This window comes from Pseudomonas sp. Root562, from assembly GCF_001427125.1.
Lineage (GTDB): Bacteria > Pseudomonadota > Gammaproteobacteria > Pseudomonadales > Pseudomonadaceae > Aquipseudomonas.
Map to the genome: position 1 here is coordinate 155283 of NZ_LMGK01000021.1, position 21010 is coordinate 176292.

Below are 21010 nucleotides of genomic sequence, written 5' to 3' on the forward strand. Positions count from 1 at the left end.
TGAGTGATCAGCGGCCTTTTGCGTGAGGAGATCTTAAAGTGGCAGATGCAAAGCGTTTCGATAACTACATCAATGGCGAATGGGTTGCCGGTGGCGATTACTCGGCGAACATCAACCCGTCCGAGCTGAGCGACAACATCGGCGATTACGCCAAGGCTGACCTGGCCCAGGTCAACGCCGCCATTGATGCTGCCCGTGCCGCATTCCCGGCCTGGTCCACGTCCGGTATTCAGGCGCGTCACGATTCCCTGGACAAAGTCGGCAGCGAAATCCTCGCCCGTCGCGAAGAGCTCGGCACGCTGCTGGCCCGGGAAGAGGGCAAGACCCTGCCTGAAGCCATCGGTGAAGTGACCCGCGCCGGTAACATTTTCAAGTTCTTCGCCGGCGAATGCCTGCGTCTGTCCGGCGACTATCTGCCGTCGGTGCGCCCGGGCGTCAACGTCGAAGTGACTCGTGAGGCCTTGGGCGTGGTCGGCCTGATCACTCCGTGGAACTTCCCGATTGCCATTCCGTCGTGGAAAATCGCCCCGGCCCTGGCCTACGGCAACTGCGTTGTGCTCAAGCCTGCGGACCTGGTGCCGGGCTGCGCCTGGGCGCTGGCGGAAATCATTTCCCGCGCAGGCTTCCCCGCCGGTGTGTTCAACCTCGTGATGGGCAGTGGTCGAGTAGTGGGCGATGCACTGGTGCACAGCCCGAAGGTCGACGGCATCAGCTTCACCGGTTCCGTGGGCGTTGGTCGCCAGATCGCCGTGAGCTGCGTCTCGCGCCAGGCCAAGGTTCAGTTGGAAATGGGCGGCAAGAACCCGCAGATCATTCTCGACGACGCCGACCTCAAGCAAGCGGTCGAACTGTCGGTACAGAGCGCGTTCTACTCCACCGGCCAGCGTTGCACCGCGTCGAGCCGCTTCATCGTCACCGCCGGGATTCACGACAAGTTCGTTGAAGCCATGGCCGAACGCATGAAGTCGATCAAAGTCGGCCACGCCCTGAAAGCCGGCACTGACATCGGTCCTGTCGTTTCGCAAGCGCAGCTCGAGCAAGACATGAAGTACATCGACATCGGCCAGTCCGAAGGTGCGCGTCTGGTCAGCGGCGGCGGTCTGGTGACCTGTGACACCGAGGGCTACTTCCTCGCGCCAACGCTGTTTGCCGACAGCGAAGCTGCGATGCGCATCAGCCGTGAAGAGATCTTCGGTCCGGTGGCCAACATTGTCCGCGTCGCCGATTACGATGCTGCGCTGGCCATGGCCAACGACACCGAATTCGGTCTGTCGGCGGGCATCGCCACCACATCCCTGAAGTACGCCAACCACTTCAAGCGCCACTCCCAAGCCGGGATGGTAATGGTCAACCTGCCGACCGCCGGCGTGGATTACCACGTTCCGTTCGGTGGGCGTAAAGGTTCATCCTATGGATCACGTGAGCAAGGTCGCTATGCGCAAGAGTTCTACACGGTCGTGAAGACCAGCTACATCGGCTCCTGATCCACGCAATACCCTGTAGGAGCCGGCTTGCTGGCGATCGCATCACCCGGTGTCAATGACACACCGGGGTGCCCGCATCGCTGGCAAGCCAGCTCCCACAAAAGACCGAAGAAGATTCACCCGCGCATAAAAATAATTTGTGGGAGTACATCTACATGCAATCGACGCAAAAGCCGACTCACGTCCGCTATCTGATCCTGCTCATGCTTTTCCTGGTGACCACGATCAACTACGCCGACCGGGCTACCATCGCTATCGCTGGCTCCAGCCTGCAAAAAGACCTCGGCATCGACGCCGTCACCCTTGGCTATATTTTCTCCGCATTCGGTTGGGCCTACGTGGCCGGGCAAATTCCCGGTGGCTGGCTGCTGGACCGTTTCGGTTCGAAAAAAATCTACGCACTGAGCATCTTCACCTGGTCGCTGTTCACCGTGCTTCAAGGCTTCGTCGGTGAATTTGGCATGTCCACGGCGGTGGTTGCGCTGTTCATGCTGCGCTTCCTGGTGGGCCTGGCCGAAGCGCCGTCCTTCCCTGGCAACGCGCGCATCGTTGCGGCGTGGTTCCCGACCGCTGAACGCGGTACGGCCTCGGCGATCTTCAACTCCGCGCAATACTTCGCCACCGTGCTGTTCGCCCCGCTGATGGGCTGGATCGTCTACTCCTTCGGCTGGGAACATGTGTTCATCGTCATGGGTATCCTGGGCATCATCTTCTCGCTGATCTGGCTGAAAGTGATCTACAGCCCGCGTGAACACCCACGGATCAACGATGCCGAGTTCAAGCACATCTCCGAGAACGGCGGCATGGTCGACATGGACCAGAAGGGCAAGAAGTCCGACGGTCCGAAGTGGGATTACATCCGTCAGTTGCTGACCAACCGCATGATGCTCGGCGTGTACCTGGGCCAATACTGCATCAACGGTATCACCTACTTCTTCCTGACGTGGTTCCCGGTGTACCTGGTGCAGGAACGCGGCATGACCATCCTAAAGGCCGGTTTCATCGCCTCGTTGCCGGCGATCTGCGGCTTCATCGGTGGTGTGCTCGGCGGGGTGATTTCCGATTACCTGCTGCGCAAAGGCCATTCCCTGACCTTCGCCCGCAAGGCACCGATCATTGCCGGCCTGCTGGTTTCCAGCAGCATCGTGGCCTGCAACTATGTCGATGTTGAATGGATGGTCGTCGGCTTCATGGCCCTGGCATTCTTCGGCAAAGGCGTTGGCGCACTGGGCTGGGCCGTGGTGTCCGACACCTCGCCGAAACAGATCGCCGGTCTGAGCGGTGGCCTGTTCAACACTTTCGGTAACCTGGCCTCGATCACCACCCCGATCGTGATCGGCTACATCATCAGTTCCACCGGCTCGTTCAAGTGGGCGCTGGTGTTCGTTGGTTGCAACGCACTGGTCGCGGTGTTCAGCTATCTGGTGATCGTCGGTCCGATCAAGCGTGTGGTGCTCAAAGAGCCACCGGTCAGCGGTCCTGAAACCAACAATAAATTGTCTCAAGCGCATTCCTGAGGAGCGGCGTCATGCAGTTGATTGAACATTCCGACTCGCCGCGCTACATCCGCCTGCACGAGCGGGACAATGTGGTGATCGTGGTCAACGATCAGGGCGTCCCGGCCGGCACCGAGTTTGCCGATGGCCTGGTCACCGTGGACTTCGTGCCACAGAGCCACAAGGTCACCCTGGAAGACATTCCCGAGGGTGGCCAGGTGATTCGTTACGGCCAGGTCATTGGCTACGCCTTGCAGCCGATTCCACGCGGCAGTTGGGTCAAGGAAGATCAACTGCGCATGCCGACCGCGCCACCGCTGGACAGCCTGCCGCTGTCTACCGAAGTGCCGGCCGCGCAAGCACCGCTGGAAGGCTTCACCTTCGAGGGTTATCGCAACGCCGACGGCACCGTCGGCACGCGCAACATCCTTGGCATCACCACCACCGTGCAATGTGTGACCGGTGTGCTCGACCACGCGGTCAAGCGTATCAAGGACGAATTGCTGCCCAAGTACCCGCACGTTGATGACGTGGTGGCGTTGACCCACAGCTACGGCTGTGGCGTGGCAATTACGGCCACCGACGCCTACATCCCGATTCGTACTGTGCGCAATCTGGCGCGCAACCCGAACTTGGGTGGTGAGGCCCTGGTGATCAGCCTGGGTTGCGAGAAATTGCAGGCCGGGCAAGTGATGCACGAGGACGATGCCTCGGTGGACTTGAGCGAGCCGTGGCTCTATCGCCTGCAGGATTCCAGTCACGGTTTTACCGAGATGATCGAACAGATCATGGAGCTGGCGGAAATCCGTCTGAAGAAGCTTGATCAACGCCGTCGGGAAACCGTGCCGGCGTCCGAGCTGATTCTCGGCATGCAGTGCGGTGGCAGCGATGCGTTTTCCGGCATCACTGCCAACCCGGCCCTCGGCTATGCCTCGGACCTGTTGCTGCGGGCGGGCGCGACGGTGATGTTTTCCGAAGTCACCGAAGTGCGCGACGCAATCTACCTGCTGACATCTCGGGCGCAGACCAGGGAGGTCGCCGAGGAACTGGTACGGGAAATGGACTGGTACGACCGTTATCTCGCCAAGGGCGAAGCGGATCGCAGCGCCAACACCACGCCAGGCAACAAGAAGGGCGGGTTGTCGAACATCGTCGAGAAATCCCTGGGCTCGATCGTCAAGTCCGGCAGCAGCGCAATCAGCGGCGTGCTCGGCCCTGGCGAGCGGTTCAAGGACAAAGGCCTGATCTTCTGCGCGACCCCGGCCAGCGACTTCGTCTGCGGGACGTTGCAACTGGCGGCGGGGATGAACCTGCACGTGTTCACCACCGGACGTGGCACGCCTTATGGCTTGGCCATGGCCCCCGTGGTGAAAGTGTCGACCCGGACGGAACTGGCGCAACGCTGGCCGGACCTGATCGACATTGACGCCGGGCGCATTGCTACAGGCCGGGCCTCCATCGAGGAGCTGGGCTGGGAGTTGTTCCACTACTATCTGGATGTGGCCAGCGGCAAGCAGCAGACGTGGGCTGAGAAGCACAAGCTGCATAACGACATCACCTTGTTCAACCCGGCGCCGATCACCTGAGACTGTGGCGAGGGAGCTGATCGTTCCCACGCTCTGCGTGGGAATGCAGCCCGGGACGCTCTGCGTCCCAAAAGCTCGACGCAGAGCGTCACAAGAGGCATTCCCACGCAGAGCGTGGGAACGATCCGGGTGAAAGTGGCTTATCATTAGCCTACTAACGACGCTCACCCAAGGTTACCCCCGGCATGCTGGCAATTTTCCTCGAAACCCTGAACATCACCGCACCGGTGTTCGCCATGCTGTTTCTCGGGGTGTTGCTCAAACGCATCGACTGGATCAACGACAACTTCATCCACACCGCGTCGGCCCTGGTGTTCAACGTCAGCATGCCGGCGTTGCTGTTTCTGGGCATCCTGCATGCCGACCTGCACGCCGCGCTGCAACCGGCGCTGCTGATCTATTTCTCCCTCGCGACCCTGGTGTGCTTTGCCATCGCCTGGGGTTGGGCGATTGTCAAATGCCCGCGCGAAGACCGCGGAATTTATACCCAGGGCGCCTTTCGCGGTAACAACGGGGTCATCGGCCTGGCGCTGGCAGCGAGCATGTACGGCGACTATGGGATTTCCCTCGGGGCGATTCTCGCGGCGTTGGTCATCCTGTTCTACAACACGCTGTCGACCATCGTGCTGGCGGTGTACAGCCCGGTGATCAAGTCCGATCCGTGGAGCATCTGCAAAAGCGTCATGGTCAATCCGTTGATCATCAGCGTGTTTGCGGCGGCCCCGTTTGCGTACTTCAAAATCAGTCTGCCGGGATGGCTGGAGACGTCCGGCCAATATCTGGCGCAAACCACTTTGCCGTTGGCGTTGATCTGCATTGGCGGCACGTTGTCGCTGGCGGCGATGCGCAAAAGTGGTTCGATGGCATTCAGCTCGAGCCTGGTGAAAATGCTCGGCCTGCCGATCCTGGCGACACTCGGCGCCTGGCTCTGGGGCTTCCGTGGTGCGGAGTTGGGGATTCTGTTCCTGTACTTCGGCAGCCCGACTGCAGCGGCCAGTTTCGTCATGGCCCGCGCGGCGGACGGCAATCATGAATTGGCGGCGGCGATCATCGTGATCACCACGCTGATGGCAGCGGTCACCACCAATATCGGGATCTTTTTGTTGCAGTGGGGTGGGTGGATTTAATCGATAGATTTGCGGCGTGTATCAGTGCTCTTCGCGGGCAAGCCTCGCTCCTACGGGTTCGATATCCCCTGTAGGAGCGAGGCTTGCCCGCGAAGGGGGCGGACCTGATTACTCCGGCTTCTGGTAGCTATCAATCACTTCCTGCGCCGCCCGAAACGCATCGATTGCCGCCGGCACACCGGCATACACCGCGCAATGCAGCAGCGCTTCGCGGATTTCATCCACGGTGCAGCCGTTGTTCAGTGCGCCGCGTACATGACCTTTCAATTCCTGCGGGCACTTCAGCGCGGTCAGCGCGGCGAGGGTGATCAGGCTGCGGGTTTTCAGCGGCAAGCCTTCACGATTCCACACGGCGCCCCAGGCGTGTTCGTTGACGAAATCCTGTAATGGCTGGGTGAAATCTGTGGCGTTGCCCAGGGCGCGGTCGACAAAGGCGTCGCCCATCACTTGGCGACGTACTTCAACGCCGGGTTTTTTATGCTCGGTCATGGCAATTCCTTCTTGTGGTGTTGGCGCCGCCAGGCGCGCAGCGACGTGAACAACAAAAATGCCACCAGCGCCGGCAGGATGAAAAACAGCATCAGGTGCTCAAGCTTGCCCGCCAGTGGCATGCCGGTGGTGAACGACAACACGTGCAGGCCGTAAGCCAGGTACAAGCCCAGAAACAGCAGGCCTTCGGCGCGGGTCACGCGATAACCGGAGTAGAACACCGGCATGCACAGCACGGCGACACCGAGCATCACCGGCAGGTCGAAGTCCAGGGCGTTGGGCGATACGGACAGGGGCGATGGCGCAAGCAGTGCCGTCACTCCGAGCACGCCCAGAAGGTTGAACAAATTACTGCCGATCACGTTGCCCACGGCGATCTCCCGTTCACCGCGCAACGCTGCGATCAGCGATGTCGCCAGTTCAGGCAAGGAGGTGCTGACCGCAACGATGGTCAGACCGATGATCCGCTCTGACAAACCCAGGTCGGTGGCAACCGCCACCGCTGCACCCAGCAACAGATGCCCCGCATACACCAGCATCCCCAGCCCGGCGATGATCATCAGCACGCTGGTGAACCATGGCGCTTCGCCGGTGTGGCTGTGAGCCGATACCGGACGCACAGAATGCCGTGACTGGCGCAGCAGCAACGCCAGGTACAGAAGCAATGACGCGAGCAGAACCACACCGTCGGCGCGAGTCAGTTCTTCATTCCACGCCAGTAAGAAAACCAGCAGGCTGGCACCGATCATCAGGGGAATATCCAGGCGCACCAGTTGCCGCGACACCCGCAGTGGAATGATCAACGCCGAGAGGCCGAGAGTGACCAGGATGTTGAATATGCTGCTGCCGATCACACTGCCGACAGCGATGTCGGCGTTATGGGTCAGCGTGGCTTGCAGGCTGACGGCCATCTGCGGCGCGCTGCTGCCGAGGGCGACGATGGTCAGGCCGATGATCAGCGGTCGAACATGCAGGCGCGCGGCCAGTCGTACCGCGGCGCGCACCATCAATTCGGCGCCGGCAATCAACAGCACCAGGCCGCTGAGCAATTCGATCACGCTGATCAGGGGTAGGTCGGCTAGTCCGAAAATGGCTGGGGCTCCAAGTGTCAGTCGTCGAGGGCCTGGACGCGAACCCGCGCAGTGCCGCTCCTGAGCATGCCCAAGCGCGCGGCAGCTTCATGGGACAAGTCGATCAGGCGTCCACGGGTATGTGGCCCGCGGTCGTTGATGCGCACCACGCAGGACTTGTCGTTGTTCAGGTTAGTGACCTTCACCCGTGTGCCGAAAGGCAATTGGCGATGGGCGGCGGTCAGGGAATTCTTGTTGAAACGCTCACCACTGGCGGTGCGCTTGCCTTGGTGTTTGGCGCCGTAATACGAGGCAACTCCGGTCTTGTCATAGCCGTGCGGATCGACGATATCGTTGCTGGCGCAACCGGCAAGGAGCGAGAGGAGGGCGCAGGCACTTAGCAGACGCTTCATTAGGTGACCCCATGATCGTTCCCACGCTCCGTGTGGGAATGCAGCTCGTGACGCTCCGCGTCACAAAATAAGCGGACGCAGAGCGTCCAGAGAGGCGTTCCCACGCAGAGCGTGGGAACGATCCCTGTGGTTAGCCTTCGAGCTTGCTTTTCAGCAATTCGTTCACCTGCTGCGGGTTGGCCTTGCCTTTGGAGGCTTTCATGGCCTGGCCGACGAAGAAGCCGAACATCTTGCCGCGCTTGGCTTCGTCTGCCGCGCGGTATTGCTCGACCTGTTCGGCGTTGGCCGCGAGCATTTCGTCCAGCACCGCCGAGATGGCGCCGGTGTCGGTCACTTGCTTGAGGCCACGCTTGTCGATGATCTCGTCGGCACTGCCTTCGCCGTTGGCCATCGCTTCAAACACTACCTTGGCAATCTTGCCGGAGATGGTGTTGTCCTTGATGCGCAACAGCATGCCGCCCAGTTGCTCGGCAGAAACCGGCGACTGTTCGATGTCCAGGCCTTGCTTGTTGAGCAGGCTGCCCAGTTCGACCATCACCCAGTTCGCCGCCAGTTTGGCGTCGCCGCCGATGCTCGCGACTTTCTCGAAGTAATCGGCTTGTTCGCGGCTGGTGGCCAAGACGTTGGCGTCGTACACCGACAGGCCGAATTGCGCCTGGAAGCGCTCGCGCTTTTGCGGTGGCAATTCCGGCAGGGTGGCGCGCACGTCGTCGAGGAACGCGTTCTCGATGACCACTGGCAGCAGGTCAGGATCGGGGAAATAACGGTAGTCGTTGGCTTCCTCTTTACTGCGCATCGGACGGGTTTCGTCCTTGTTCGGATCGTACAGGCGTGTCTGCTGGATCACCTTGCCGCCATCTTCGATCAGCTCGATCTGACGCTGGATTTCGCTGTTGATCGCCTTTTCGATGAAGCGGAACGAGTTGACGTTCTTGATCTCGCACCGGGTGCCGAACTCGACCTGGCCTTTCGGGCGGATCGACACGTTGCAGTCGCAACGCAGCGAACCTTCGGCCATGTTGCCATCGCAAATCCCCAGATAACGCACCAGTGCGTGGATCGCCTTGACGTAAGCCACGGCTTCCTTGGCGCTGCGCATGTCCGGCTCGGAGACGATTTCCAGCAGTGGCGTGCCGGCACGGTTCAGGTCGATGCCGCTGGCGCCGCTGAACTCTTCGTGCAGGCTCTTGCCGGCGTCTTCTTCCAGGTGCGCTCGGGTGATGCCGACACGTTTGACCGTGCCGTCTTCCAGGGCGATGTCCAGGTGGCCCTTGCCGACGATCGGCAATTCCATCTGGCTGATCTGGTAGCCCTTGGGCAGGTCCGGGTAGAAGTAGTTCTTGCGGGCGAACACGTTGTGCTGGCCGATCTCGGCGTCGATCGCCAGACCGAACATCACCGCCATGCGCACCGCTTCCTGGTTCAGCACCGGCAGCACACCGGGCATGCCCAGGTCGATCAGGCTGGCCTGGGTGTTCGGCTCGGAACCGAAGGTGGTGGAACTACCGGAAAAGATTTTCGACCGGGTGGTGAGCTGAGTGTGAATCTCCAGCCCGATCACGACTTCCCATTGCATGTGTGTCTCCTCAGAAGCCGGTTGGGGTGCGGGTGTGCCAGTCAGTATTCAATTGATACTGGTGGGCAACGTTCAACAGGCGGCCTTCCTGGAAATACGGAGCGAGCAGTTGCACGCCGACCGGCAGGCCGTCGACAAAACCTGCCGGCATCGACAGGCCCGGCAGGCCCGCGAGGTTGGCGGTGATGGTGTAGACGTCTTCCAGGTAAGCAGCGACCGGGTCGCTGTTCTTGGCGCCGAGCTTCCAGGCCGGGTTCGGCGTGGTTGGGCCGAGGATGATGTCGACCTCATTGAAGGCCGCCATGAAGTCGTTCTTGATCAAGCGACGGATCTTCTGCGCCTTCAGGTAGTAGGCATCGTAGTAACCGGCGGACAGCGCGTAGGCGCCGACCATGATCCGGCGCTGCACTTCCGGCCCGAAGCCTTCGCCGCGAGAGCGTTTGTACAGGTCGATCAGATTGACCGGGTTTTCGCAGCGATAACCGAAGCGCACGCCGTCGAAACGCGACAGGTTGGACGAGGCTTCCGCCGGGGCGATCACGTAGTACGCCGGAATAGCGTGCTGCATGTTCGGCAGACTGATTTCCTTGATCACGGCGCCGAGCTTTTTCAGCTCTTCGACACTGGCCATGATCAGGTCGGCGATGCGTGGGTCCAGACCTGCGCTGAAATATTCCTTCGGCACGCCGATGCGCAGGCCTTGCAGCGAGCCGTTGAGGCTGGCGCTGTAATCAGGCACGGGCTCGTCGATGCTGGTGGAGTCGTTCGGATCGAAACCGGCCATGCCTTGCAACAAAATCGCACAGTCTTCGGCGGTGCGCGCCATCGGGCCGCCCTGATCGAGGCTGGACGCGTAAGCGATCATGCCCCAACGCGACACGCGACCGTACGTCGGTTTCAGGCCTGTAAGGTTGGTCAATGCAGCGGGCTGACGAATGGAACCACCGGTGTCGGTGCCGGTCGCCGCTGGCAGCAGACGAGCGGCGACTGCCGCCGCCGAACCACCGGACGAACCACCCGGCACGTGTTCCAGGTTCCACGGGTTTTTCACCGGGCCGTAGTAGCTCGACTCGTTGGCCGAACCCATGGCAAATTCGTCCATGTTGGTCTTGCCCAGGGTTACAGCCCCGGCAGCGGCCAGCTTGGCGACGACGGTGGCGTCGTACGGTGCCTTGAAGTTGTCGAGCATCTTCGAGCCGCAGCTGGTGCGAATACCCTGGGTGCAGAACAGGTCCTTGTGGGCGATCGGCGCGCCCAGCAGCGCGCCGCTCTCACCATTGGCCCGGCGGGCGTCAGCGGCTTTCGCCTGCGACAGCGCCAGGTCTTCGGTGAGGCTGATGAAGCTGTTGAGCTGAGGATCGAGTTGGGCGATGCGCGCCAGCAGGACTTTGGTCAGCTCTTCGGAAGAAAACTTTTTATCGGCGAGTCCGCGGGCGATCTCGGCCAGAGTCAATTGATGCATTGCAGGCTCTTTCCCTTTAGTCGATGACTTTCGGAACCAGGTACAGGCCGTTTTCGACCGCTGGTGCGATGGACTGGTAGGCCTCGCGGTTATTGGTCTCGGTCACGACGTCTGCACGCAGGCGCTGGCTGGCTTCCAGTGGGTGAGCCAGCGGTTCGATACCGTCGGTATTGACCGCCTGCATTTCGTCGACCAGCCCGAGAATGCTGTTGAGGGCCGAAGTGATGTGTGGAAGATCGGCATCATTGAGGCCAAGGCAGGCCAGATGAGCGATTTTTTCCACGTCGGAGCGTTCAAGCGCCATTGGGATTCTCCAGTGGAAAACAAAACGGACGGCGTCCGTGTGTTAGATTGTCGGAACACTACCGCACTTCTACGGTCATAAGGCCGCGATTGTGGGGCTTGGTGCACAGAAAAGCGGCCAATTTAACATATTGGCGCCTTGCCCAAAATCCCTGTCGTTGTTAGAGTTTGCCGCACTTTTTTACCCACGCGTTGCCTAGGGTCCCTTTCCCATGTTCAAGAAACTGCGTGGCATGTTTTCCAGCGATCTTTCCATTGACCTGGGCACTGCCAACACCCTTATTTACGTGCGCGAGCGCGGTATCGTCCTGAATGAGCCATCGGTTGTGGCCATTCGGACACACGGTAACCAGAAAAGTGTCGTGGCTGTCGGCACCGAAGCGAAGCGCATGCTGGGCCGTACGCCAGGCAACATTGCTGCCATTCGTCCGATGAAAGACGGCGTGATCGCCGATTTCAGCGTTTGCGAAAAGATGCTGCAGTATTTCATCAACAAGGTTCACGAAAACAGCTTCCTGCAGCCCAGCCCTCGTGTGCTGATCTGCGTCCCGTGCAAATCCACCCAGGTTGAGCGTCGTGCCATCCGTGAGTCGGCCCTTGGTGCCGGTGCCCGCGAAGTGTTCCTGATCGAAGAGCCGATGGCCGCTGCGATCGGTGCCGGCCTTCCGGTTGAAGAAGCTCGCGGTTCGATGGTTGTCGATATCGGTGGCGGTACCACCGAAATCGCACTGATCTCCCTGAACGGTGTGGTGTACGCCGAATCCGTACGTGTGGGCGGCGACCGTTTCGACGAAGCGATCATCACTTACGTACGTCGCAACTACGGCAGCCTGATCGGCGAATCCACCGCCGAGCGCATCAAGCAGGAAATCGGTACGGCCTACCCGGGCGGTGAAGTTCGTGAAGTCGACGTTCGTGGCCGTAACCTGGCTGAAGGCGTTCCACGCGCATTCACCCTGAACTCCAACGAAGTGCTGGAAGCTCTGCAGGAGTCTTTGGCCACCATCGTTCAGGCAGTGAAAAGCGCCCTGGAGCAATCGCCTCCGGAACTGGCTTCCGATATCGCCGAGCGTGGTCTGGTGCTGACCGGTGGTGGCGCCTTGCTGCGCGACCTCGACAAGCTGCTGGCCCAGGAAACCGGTCTGCCGGTGATCGTCGCCGAAGACCCGCTGACCTGCGTTGCTCGCGGCGGTGGCCGTGCATTGGAAATGATGGATAAACACACCATGGATCTGCTTTCCAGCGAATAAGTCGCCGGAACGCCTCTATGTTGTTGAGCGCGCAGGCGGCACTTTGCAGTGCTGCCTGTTCGCGTTTATCTTCTGTCACTCTGCATCCAGGCCGGTTTGCTGCCGTATGAATAAAGAGAACATTTGCCTGGGAGGAGCGGCTTATTAAACCGCTTTTCACCAAGGGTCCCTCACTGGGCGTGCGCTTGTTGGTGCTGGTCGTGCTTTCGGTCGCGCTGATGGTGGTCGATGCCCGCTTCACACTGCTCAAGCCAGTGCGTAGCCAAATGTCGCTGGTGTTGATGCAGTCTTACTGGATCACCGACCTGCCGCAGCGGCTATGGCAAGGTGTCGCCAGCCAGTTTGGCAGCCGGACCGAACTCGTCGCCGAAAACGAAAAACTCAAGACTGAAAACCTGCTGTTGCAGGGGCGCATGCAAAAGCTTGCCGCCCTGACCGAGCAGAACGTCCGGCTGCGCGAGTTGCTGAACTCTTCGGCACTGGTCAACGAGAAGGTCGAAGTGGCCGAGTTGATCGGCATGGACCCTAATCCGTTCACCCATCGCATCATCATCAACAAAGGTGAGCGCGACGGTGTGGTTCTCGGTCAGCCGGTACTCGATGCCCGCGGCCTGATGGGCCAGGTGGTGGAGTTGATGCCGTACACCTCCCGCGTACTGTTGCTGACCGATACCACCCACAGCATTCCGGTGCAGGTCAACCGCAACGGCTTGCGCGCAATTGCCAGTGGCACCGGTAATCCGGAGCGCCTGGAGCTGCGTCATGTGGCCGACACCGCCGACATCAAGGAAGGCGATCTGTTGGTCAGCTCCGGTCTGGGGCAGCGTTTCCCGGCCGGTTATCCGGTCGCGACGGTCAAGGAAGTGATTCACGATTCCGGCCAGCCATTCGCCATTGTCCGTGCGGTGCCGACTGCAGCACTGAATCGCAGCCGTTACCTGCTGCTGGTGTTCAGCGACACCCGTACCCCGGAAGAGCGTGCCAACGATGCCGCCCAGGCGCAGGAATCCCTGGATGCGCAGGGCGGTGGGCCGGTTATTCCGGCGACCGTGCCCAAACCGGCGCTCGTCCCGTCAGCCGTTGCAGCTCCTGCGACACCGGCAGCGGCCACACCGGCAGCCCCGGCGACCACACCGCCTGCCGCCACACCGGTCAAGCCAACGGCCACGCACCCGGCCGCCCCTAAACCGCCTGCGACCGCACCCGCTGCCGCCAAACCACCGGCCGCTCAACCTGCCGTCGTCAAGCCTGCTGCCAAACCGCCAGTCTCTGCGCCGGCTACTCCTGGGGGACGAGAATAATGGTCGGTGTTACTGCCTCCCGAAATGGCTGGATCGTCTGGCTGACATTCGCCATCGGTTTGCTGCTCAGCGTTTCGCCGCTGCCGCAATTCATGGAAATCCTGCGTCCGCTGTGGCTGGCGCTGTTGCTCGCGTTCTGGGCGCTGGCCTTGCCGCAGAAGGTCGGGATGGTCACCGCGTGGTGCCTGGGCCTGGCCGAAGACGTGCTCTACGGTACGCTGCTGGGCCAGAACGCATTGATCCTGACTCTCATCACTTACCTGGTCCTGGCGCTGCAACAACGTCTGCGGATGTTCCCGATGTGGCAGCAGAGCCTGGTGATACTGGTGATCTTCGGTCTCGCGCAGTTGGTCCAGTTGTGGCTCAGCGCCCTGACCGGTAACCGTCAGCCAACCCTGGCGCTGGTGTTGCCGGCGCTGGTCAGCGCCTTGCTCTGGCCCTGGATCAGCTTCGGTTTGCGCGGATTGCGTCGACGCTACAAAATCAATTAATTCGCTCAGGCATTAGACAGGGAGAGGTCTTGATGAAACGGTTGTACCTCGCCTCTGGTTCGCCGCGTCGGCGTGAACTGCTTACGCAGATCGGCGTACCGTTTTCCGTCATCAGTGCGGATATCGATGAAACCCCTTTGATCCATGAAACCCCGTCGGCCTATGTCGAGCGCCTGGCGCGCGGCAAGGCCGAGGCCGGGCAGCGTACGGTCGTGTCTGAAGAATCGTTCTGTGTGCTCGGCGCCGATACCGCCGTGGTGCTCGACGGAAAAATTCTTGGCAAACCGCTTGATGAAGCCGACGCGTGCGCCATGCTGATGATGTTGTCCGGCAACGAACATCAGGTGCTGACCGCAATTGCCGTGCTTGAAGGCGAGCATTGCGAGTCTCGGGTAATTACCAGCCTGGTGCGTTTTCGCCCGATCACGCGTGACGAGGCCGCGGCCTATTGGGCCAGCGGCGAGCCGCAGGACAAGGCCGGCGGCTACGGCATACAAGGGCTGGGCGCGGTGTTTGTCGCCGGGCTCAATGGAAGTTACTCGGCGGTGGTCGGACTGCCGCTGTGCGAAACCTTCGAGGTGCTCGGCCATTTCGGCATACCCTGTTGGCAAACCCATAACGCGCGTTGAGCGTCGTACTGAACAGATGCGGCCATTACCGTGAACATGCCTGAACGAGACCCTGCCATGAGCGAAGAGATCCTGATCAACATCACGCCGATGGAATCGCGCGTGGCGGTGGTCGAAAACGGTGTCCTGCAAGAGGTTCACGTCGAACGCACGCAAAAGCGCGGGATCGTCGGCAACATCTATAAAGGCAAGGTTGTGCGGGTATTGCCGGGCATGCAGGCGGCATTTGTCGATATCGGCCTGGATCGCGCCGCCTTCATTCATGCATCGGAAATTTCCCTGCGCGAGGGGCCGGCGGTCGAGAGCATCAGCGCGCTGGTGCATGAAGGCCAGAGCCTGGTAGTGCAAGTCACCAAGGATCCGATCGGCTCAAAAGGCGCACGGTTGACCACGCAACTGTCGATCCCTTCGCGCTATCTGGTCTACATGCCGCGCACCGCACATGTTGGCATTTCGCTGAAGATCGAGGATGAAGCCGAGCGCGACCGCCTCAAGCAAGTGGTCACCGATTGCGTTGCCAAAGAGGGCATCAAGGAAGCCGGCGGATTTATCCTGCGTACAGCAGCCGAAGGGGCCGGGGCCGATGAAATCCTCATGGACATCCGCTATCTGCGCAGGCTGTGGGACCAGATCAGCGAGCAAATCAAAACCATCAGCGCACCGAGCGTGATCTACGAAGATCTCGGCCTGGCGTTGCGTACCCTGCGCGATCTGGTGAGCCCCAAGATTGAGAAAATCCGCATCGATTCCCGGGAAACGTTCCAGAAAACCACGCAGTTTGTCGCCGAACTGATGCCGGAGATCGCCGATCGTCTGGAACACTACCCCGGCGAGCGGCCGATTTTCGATCTGTATGGCGTCGAAGACGAAATCCAGAAAGCCCTGGAGCGCAAAGTGCCGCTCAAGTCCGGTGGTTATCTGGTGGTCGACCCGGCGGAAGCCATGAGTACCATCGACGTCAACACCGGCGCGTTTGTCGGTCACCGCAACCTCGAAGAAACCATTTTCAAGACCAACCTCGAAGCGGCGACTGCCATTGCTCGTCAACTGCGTCTGCGCAACCTCGGCGGGATCATCATCATCGACTTCATCGACATGGAAGATGAAGAGCATCAGCGCCAGGTGCTGCGCACGCTGGAGAAGCAGCTCGAACGGGATCACGCCAAGACCAACATCATTGGCATCACAGAGCTTGGCCTGGTGCAGATGACCCGCAAACGCACCCGGGAGAGTCTCGAACAAGTGCTTTGCGAGCCGTGCACGAGTTGCCAGGGCCGCGGCAAGTTGAAGACTCCGGAAACCGTTTGCTACGAAATTTTCCGCGAAATTCTCCGTGAGGCGCGCGCCTATCAGGCGGAAGGCTATCGTGTATTGGCGAACCAGAAAGTTGTCGACCGACTGCTCGATGAAGAGTCGGGCAACGTCGCCGAACTCGAAGGTTTCATCGGGCGCACCATCCGTTTTCAGGTGGAAACCATGTACTCCCAGGAACAATACGACGTGGTGTTGCTCTGAGTCGCTGCGTCGTGATTTTTCCACAATGGCTGGCCTCAGCTTTTTGCAAAACATTTGCCATGGGAGCCAACTGACATGGAGCGTCTGACACGCATTTTGGCCGCACTGACCCGCTGGGGTCTGGGCCTGTGCGCGTTGGTTTTGGTGTTGATGGCGTTTTACGTCAGTCTCGGCCGGGAACTGACGCCGCTGGTGGCCGAATACCGCGCCGAAGTCGAAACCAAAGCCAGCGAGGCTTTGGGCATGCCGCTGCAAATTGGCGAGCTGCGGGGCGACTGGAGTGGTTTCGCGCCCATTCTCTCGGCCCACGATGTGACGGTCGGTGTCGGCACCAATGCCTTGCATCTGGAAAAGGTGCGCGCGGTGCCGGACCTCTGGGCCAGCCTCATGGCCCGTGAAGTGCGCATCGCCCATCTGGAACTCAACGGCCTGAAGATCAGCCTCAAGGAAGGCGAGGACGGGCAGTGGGCGCTGGAGGGCTTGCCGGTCAAGGACGATCAGCCGCTGGACCCCGAGCAAATGCTCAATCGCATGCAAATGATCCAGCGCTTGTCGGTGCTCGACAGCCAGGTCACCTTGCAACCGTTTGGTGAGTCGCCGCTGACCCTGACCTACGTCGGCCTGAGCCTGAAAACCGGTGCGGTTCGCCAGCGACTGGATGCCCGCCTGACGTTGCCGGACGGGCAGCCGGTGGCCATTAACCTGCGCACCCGCATTCGCGCGAGTCAGTGGAAGGACGGCGAAGCGCAGGCTTATGTCAGCCTGCCGCAGAGCGACTGGTCAAAATGGCTGCCCGAACGACTGACCCGACAGTGGAATTTCTCCGAGATCAAGGCCGGTGGCGAGGTGTGGGTCACCTGGGGGCAAGGGACGCTGCAGAGTGCAGCGGTGCGCCTGAATGCACCGCAACTCAATGGCGCCTATGCCGAGCGTAAACCCGTCAAGATCAGTAACCTGGCGCTCAACGCCTACTTCCAGCGCAACGCCGAAGGCATGATGGTGACCCTGGATTCGCTGGCCATGAACCTTGGTGAACGTCGCTGGGAAACGCATCTGCAGCTCAAGCAAACCGCGGCCTCCGACAAGTCCGAAGAGCTCTGGCACCTGCAAGCCGACCGCCTCGACCTGACTCCGCTGACACCGTTGCTCAATGCCCTGGCGCCCTTGCCTGAAGGTCTGGCTACAGTGGTTGATCGGCTGAAGGTGACCGGAGGGTTGCGCAACGTTCTGATCGATTTGCGCCCTAACGCCACCGACGACAGCAAGTTCAGTTTCGCGGCCAACCTTGAGCAGGTTGGGTTTGATGCCTATCACGGGGCTCCGGCGGCACGAAATGTAACGGGCAGCATCAGCGGTGATCTTGGGCACGGCGAACTGCGCATGGACAGCAAGGATTTCATGCTGCACCTGGACCCGATTTTCGCCAAGCCATGGCAATACATCCAGGCCAACGCCCGCCTGACCTGGAAACTCGACAAAGAGAGTTTCACCCTGATCGCGCCGTACCTGAAGGTGCTGGGCGAGGAGGGCAAGATAGCCGGTGACTTTCTGATTCGCCTGTTTTTCGATGAAACCCGGGAAGATTACATGGATCTGCGGGTCGGCCTGGTGGACGGTGACGGTCGCTATACCGCCAAGTACCTGCCGACTGTCCTCAGCCCGGCGCTGGACGAATGGCTGCGCACGGCGATTCTCAAAGGGGCGGTGGATCAAGGCTTCTTCCAGTATCAAGGTTCGCTCAACCACGGCGCCGCCGAGACCGACCGCAGCATCAGCCTGTTTTTCAAGGTGCACGATGCCGAACTGGCGTTCCAGCCAGGTTGGCCACACGTCAGCAAGGTCACCGGTGATGTGTTCGTTGAAGACAGCGGCGTGCGCATCCTGGCCAGCAAGGGCCAATTGCTCGATACCCAGGTCAGCGACATTTACGTCAATATTCCCCACGTACCCCAGGGGCAGAACAGTCATCTGTTTCTCGACGGTGGGTTCGCCGGCGGGTTGGGCGATGGCCTGAAAATCCTCAAGGAGGCGCCGATCGGCACTGCCGAGACCTTTGCCGGCTGGGAAGGCGAGGGTGATCTGCAAGGCAAGCTGAAGCTGGATATCCCGCTGGCCAAAGGTGAGCAGCCGAAAATCCAGGTCGACTTCAAAACCGCCAAGGCTCGCCTGAAACTTCCCGAGCCCCCTCTGGAGCTGACTCAACTCAAAGGCGATTTTCGTTTTGATAGCACCAAGGGGCTTAGCGGGCAGAACATCACCGCCCGGGCTTTCGATAAACCGGTGAGCGCGCAAATTTTTGCCGATGGCCGTGAAGGCAAGCTCAATACCCGGGTCGTGGCCTCGGGGCAGGTTGAAGTGAAGAAACTCACCGAGTGGCTGAGCGTTACCCAGCCGTTGCCGGTCAGTGGCGTGATCCCGTATCAGCTGCAACTGACACTGGATGGTGCCGACAGCCAGTTGATGGTCAACTCCAGTCTCAAAGGCGTTGCCGTCGATCTGCCCGCACCTTTCGGCCTGACAGCAGAGGAGGGGCGAGACACGACATTTCGCATGACGTTGCAGGGCGCAGAGCGGCGTTACTGGGTGAACTACGGTCAGCTGGCGAATTTCACCTTTGCCGCACCGACGGGCAACTTTAACAACGGCCGTGGTGAGTTGTTCCTCGGCAACGGCGACGCGGTGTTACCCGGCGCCAAGGGCTTGCGTATTCGCGGAGTGCTGTCGGAGCTGGATGTCGGCCCCTGGCAGGATCTGGTCAATAAATACGCCGGACAGGATCCGGGGGGCAGTGCCAAGCAACTGCTCAGCAGCGCCGACTTCAAGGTCGGCAAGCTCAGCGCGCTCGGCACTACGCTGGATCAGGCTTCTGTGCAATTGACGCGCAAGCCGTCCGCCTGGGCCTTGCAGCTTGACAGCCAGCAAGCCAAGGGCAGTGCCACTATTCCCGATGCGAAATCCGCGCCGTTGGTGGTCAACTTGCAATACGTGCGTTTGCCGGCACCTGATCCGACGGTACTGGCCGACGAAAACTCCCCGGACCCACTGGCCTCAGTCGATCCGACGAAGATTCCGGCGCTGGATATCACCATCAACCAGTTGTTCCAGGGCAACGACCTGGTCGGCGGCTGGTCATTGAAGATTCGTCCGACGCCTAAAGGCATTGCGTTCAATTCGCTGGACATGGGCCTGAAGGGCATTCTGTTGCAGGGCAGTGGTGGCTGGGAAGGCGTGCCCGGTTCCAGCACAAGCTTTTTCAAGGGCCGGGCCAGCGGCAAGAACCTCGCTGATGTGCTCAAGGGCTGGGGCTTTGCACCGAGCGTCACCAGCCAGGAGTTCCATATGGACGTCGATGGGCGCTGGCCGGGATCGCCAGCATGGCTGGCGACCAAGCGCTTCTCGGGCACGCTGGACGCCTCACTCAAAGAAGGCCAGTTTGTCGAAGTCGAAGGCAGTGCCCAGGCTTTGCGTGTGTTCGGCCTGCTCAACTTCAATTCCATTGGTCGCCGCTTGCGTCTGGACTTCTCCGACCTGTTCGGCAAAGGCTTGAGCTATGACCGGGTCAAAGGCCTGCTGGAGGCAAACAACGGCGTGTACGTCACGCGTGAACCGATCCGCCTGACCGGCCCGTCGAGCACCATCGAGCTTGATGGCACTTTGAACATGGTCGCCGATCAGATCGATGCGAAACTGCTGGTGACCTTGCCGGTGACCAACAACCTGCCGATTGCCGCGCTGATCGTCGGAGCACCGGCCATCGGTGGTGCGCTGTTTCTGATCGACAAGCTGATCGGAGACCGCGTGGCTCGCTTCGCCAGTGTGAAGTACACCGTCAAGGGGCCGTGGAAAGAACCGAAAATCACCTTCGACAAGCCGTTTTGAGTTTCTTTTTTGAAAAGGCGCTCGGCAAATCTATGGAGTAGCATGGCCGCATACGTTTCCAGGAGTGCGCCATGTCTGTAGCGGTGATTCAAATGGTCAGCCAGAGCGATGTGCTGGCCAATCTGGTCCAGGCCCGACGCCTGCTCGAACAGGCTGCGAAGGCTGGGGCTGTGCTTGCCGTGCTGCCGGAAAACTTCGCTGCCATGGGGCGCCGCGACATTGCCGACATCGGCCGCGCCGAGGCCTTGGGCGAAGGCCCGATCCTGCCATGGTTGAAACAGACCGCACGTGACCTCAAGTTATGGATAGTGGCCGGCACTTTGCCGTTGCCGCCGGTGGATCAACCGACGGCCAAGGTGCATGCCTGCTCGCTGCTGGTCGATGATCAAGGCGAAACAGTGGCGCGCTACGACAAACTGCACCTGTTCGACGTCGACGTGGCCGACAATCGTGGCCGTTACCGTGAATCCGATGACTATGCTTATGGCAGTGGCGTTGTGGTGGCGGACACGCCGGTTGGCCGGGTTGGCCTGACAGTCTGTTATGACTTGCGCTTTCCGGAGCTCTACAGCGAATTGCGTGCAGCCGGCGCGGAGCTGATTACCGCTCCATCGGCGTTCACCGCGGTGACCGGCGCGGCGCATTGGGATGTGCTGATTCGCGCACGGGCCATCGAGACACAGTGTTATGTGCTCGCGGCCGCCCAGGGCGGGACGCATCCGGGGCCGCGGGAAACGTTTGGCCATGCTGCCATCATCGACCCGTGGGGCCGGGTGCTGGCGCAACAGGATCAAGGCGAGGCCGTGCTGCTGGCCGAACGCGATAGCAGCGAACAGGCGTCCATCCGGGCGCGGATGCCGGTGTCCAGTCATCGGCGCTTTTTCTCGCAGGGCGCCCAGCGACCTGCCTCAGAACGATGAATTTTAAGGCGTAAAGCAT

General features: G+C 60.6%; 17 protein-coding genes. 11 read left to right on the plus strand and 6 right to left on the minus strand.

Annotation, left to right across the window (positions count from 1 at the left end; all coding sequences use genetic code 11):
- Nucleotides 1–38: 38 nt before the first annotated feature.
- The 4 genes from ASD60_RS16420 to ASD60_RS16435 all read left to right on the plus strand — a co-directional run bounded on the left by ASD60_RS16420 (nt 39) and on the right by ASD60_RS16435 (nt 5693).
- The gene (locus tag ASD60_RS16420; protein ID WP_056855007.1) at nt 39–1484 is read left to right on the plus strand and encodes an aldehyde dehydrogenase family protein; all 1446 of its coding nucleotides are present in this window, start codon (nt 39–41) and stop codon (nt 1482–1484) included.
- A 155-nt stretch (nt 1485–1639) separates the two neighbouring features.
- Nucleotides 1640–3001 (plus strand): MFS transporter, encoded by a 1362-nt coding sequence (locus ASD60_RS16425; protein WP_056855008.1) that lies wholly within the window; start codon nt 1640–1642, stop codon nt 2999–3001.
- Nucleotides 3002–3012: 11 nt separating this feature from the next.
- On the plus strand, nt 3013–4566 hold the full coding sequence (garD, locus tag ASD60_RS16430; protein ID WP_056855009.1) for a galactarate dehydratase: 1554 nt from the start codon (nt 3013–3015) through the stop codon (nt 4564–4566).
- Nucleotides 4567–4751: 185 nt separating this feature from the next.
- Nucleotides 4752–5693 (plus strand): AEC family transporter, encoded by a 942-nt coding sequence (locus ASD60_RS16435; protein ID WP_056855010.1) that lies wholly within the window; start codon nt 4752–4754, stop codon nt 5691–5693.
- A gap of 108 nt (nt 5694–5801) precedes the next feature.
- Here the strand turns inward: ASD60_RS16435 and ASD60_RS16440 are convergent, their stop codons facing one another.
- The 6 genes from ASD60_RS16440 to gatC all read right to left on the minus strand — a co-directional run bounded on the left by ASD60_RS16440 (nt 5802) and on the right by gatC (nt 11007).
- Nucleotides 5802–6182 carry a carboxymuconolactone decarboxylase family protein gene (locus ASD60_RS16440; RefSeq protein WP_056855011.1) on the minus strand — a complete coding sequence of 127 codons (381 nt, stop codon included), beginning with the start codon at nt 6180–6182 and terminating at the stop codon, nt 5802–5804.
- The gene (locus ASD60_RS16445) at nt 6179–7240 is read right to left on the minus strand and encodes a calcium/sodium antiporter (protein ID WP_056855012.1); all 1062 of its coding nucleotides are present in this window, start codon (nt 7238–7240) and stop codon (nt 6179–6181) included. The genes ASD60_RS16440 and ASD60_RS16445 overlap by 4 nt, the downstream gene beginning before the upstream one ends.
- A 50-nt stretch (nt 7241–7290) precedes the next feature.
- Nucleotides 7291–7665: a septal ring lytic transglycosylase RlpA family protein gene (locus ASD60_RS16450; RefSeq protein ID WP_056855013.1), complete on the minus strand. Its 375-nt coding sequence runs from the start codon at nt 7663–7665 to the stop codon at nt 7291–7293.
- A gap of 130 nt (nt 7666–7795) precedes the next feature.
- Nucleotides 7796–9241 (minus strand): Asp-tRNA(Asn)/Glu-tRNA(Gln) amidotransferase subunit GatB, encoded by a 1446-nt coding sequence (gatB, locus tag ASD60_RS16455; protein ID WP_056855014.1) that lies wholly within the window; start codon nt 9239–9241, stop codon nt 7796–7798.
- 10 nt (nt 9242–9251) lie between these two features.
- Nucleotides 9252–10703: an Asp-tRNA(Asn)/Glu-tRNA(Gln) amidotransferase subunit GatA gene (gatA, locus tag ASD60_RS16460; RefSeq protein WP_056855015.1), complete on the minus strand. Its 1452-nt coding sequence runs from the start codon at nt 10701–10703 to the stop codon at nt 9252–9254.
- Nucleotides 10704–10719: 16 nt separating this feature from the next.
- Nucleotides 10720–11007 (minus strand): Asp-tRNA(Asn)/Glu-tRNA(Gln) amidotransferase subunit GatC, encoded by a 288-nt coding sequence (gene gatC / locus ASD60_RS16465; protein ID WP_007976465.1) that lies wholly within the window; start codon nt 11005–11007, stop codon nt 10720–10722.
- A 211-nt stretch (nt 11008–11218) separates the two neighbouring features.
- On the opposite strand from gatC, the gene mreB reads away from it, so the two are divergent.
- The 7 genes from mreB (at nt 11219) to ASD60_RS16500 (ending at nt 20991) form a co-directional block, all read left to right on the plus strand.
- The gene (gene mreB, locus ASD60_RS16470; RefSeq protein WP_002555108.1) at nt 11219–12256 is read left to right on the plus strand and encodes a rod shape-determining protein MreB; all 1038 of its coding nucleotides are present in this window, start codon (nt 11219–11221) and stop codon (nt 12254–12256) included.
- Between the two features lie 143 nt (nt 12257–12399).
- Complete coding sequence (gene mreC / locus ASD60_RS16475; protein ID WP_082557604.1) at nt 12400–13557, plus strand: rod shape-determining protein MreC; 1158 nt, start codon at nt 12400–12402, stop codon at nt 13555–13557.
- A complete protein-coding gene (mreD, locus tag ASD60_RS16480; RefSeq protein WP_056855017.1) occupies nt 13557–14048 on the plus strand; it encodes a rod shape-determining protein MreD in 492 nt (163 codons plus the stop codon). Before mreC ends, mreD begins: the two co-directional genes overlap by 1 nt.
- Before the next feature lie 32 nt (nt 14049–14080).
- The gene (locus ASD60_RS16485; RefSeq protein WP_056855018.1) at nt 14081–14677 is read left to right on the plus strand and encodes a Maf family protein; all 597 of its coding nucleotides are present in this window, start codon (nt 14081–14083) and stop codon (nt 14675–14677) included.
- Nucleotides 14678–14734: 57 nt separating this feature from the next.
- Entirely contained in the window at nt 14735–16192 is a 1458-nt protein-coding gene (rng, locus tag ASD60_RS16490) for a ribonuclease G (protein WP_056855019.1), read from the plus strand.
- Between the two features lie 75 nt (nt 16193–16267).
- Nucleotides 16268–20071, plus strand: a complete 3804-nt coding sequence (locus ASD60_RS16495) for a YhdP family protein (RefSeq protein WP_056855020.1) — start codon at nt 16268–16270, stop codon at nt 20069–20071.
- 71 nt (nt 20072–20142) lie between these two features.
- Nucleotides 20143–20991 carry a carbon-nitrogen hydrolase family protein gene (locus ASD60_RS16500; protein WP_056855021.1) on the plus strand — a complete coding sequence of 283 codons (849 nt, stop codon included), beginning with the start codon at nt 20143–20145 and terminating at the stop codon, nt 20989–20991.
- The last annotated feature ends 19 nt before the right edge of the window (nt 20992–21010 follow it).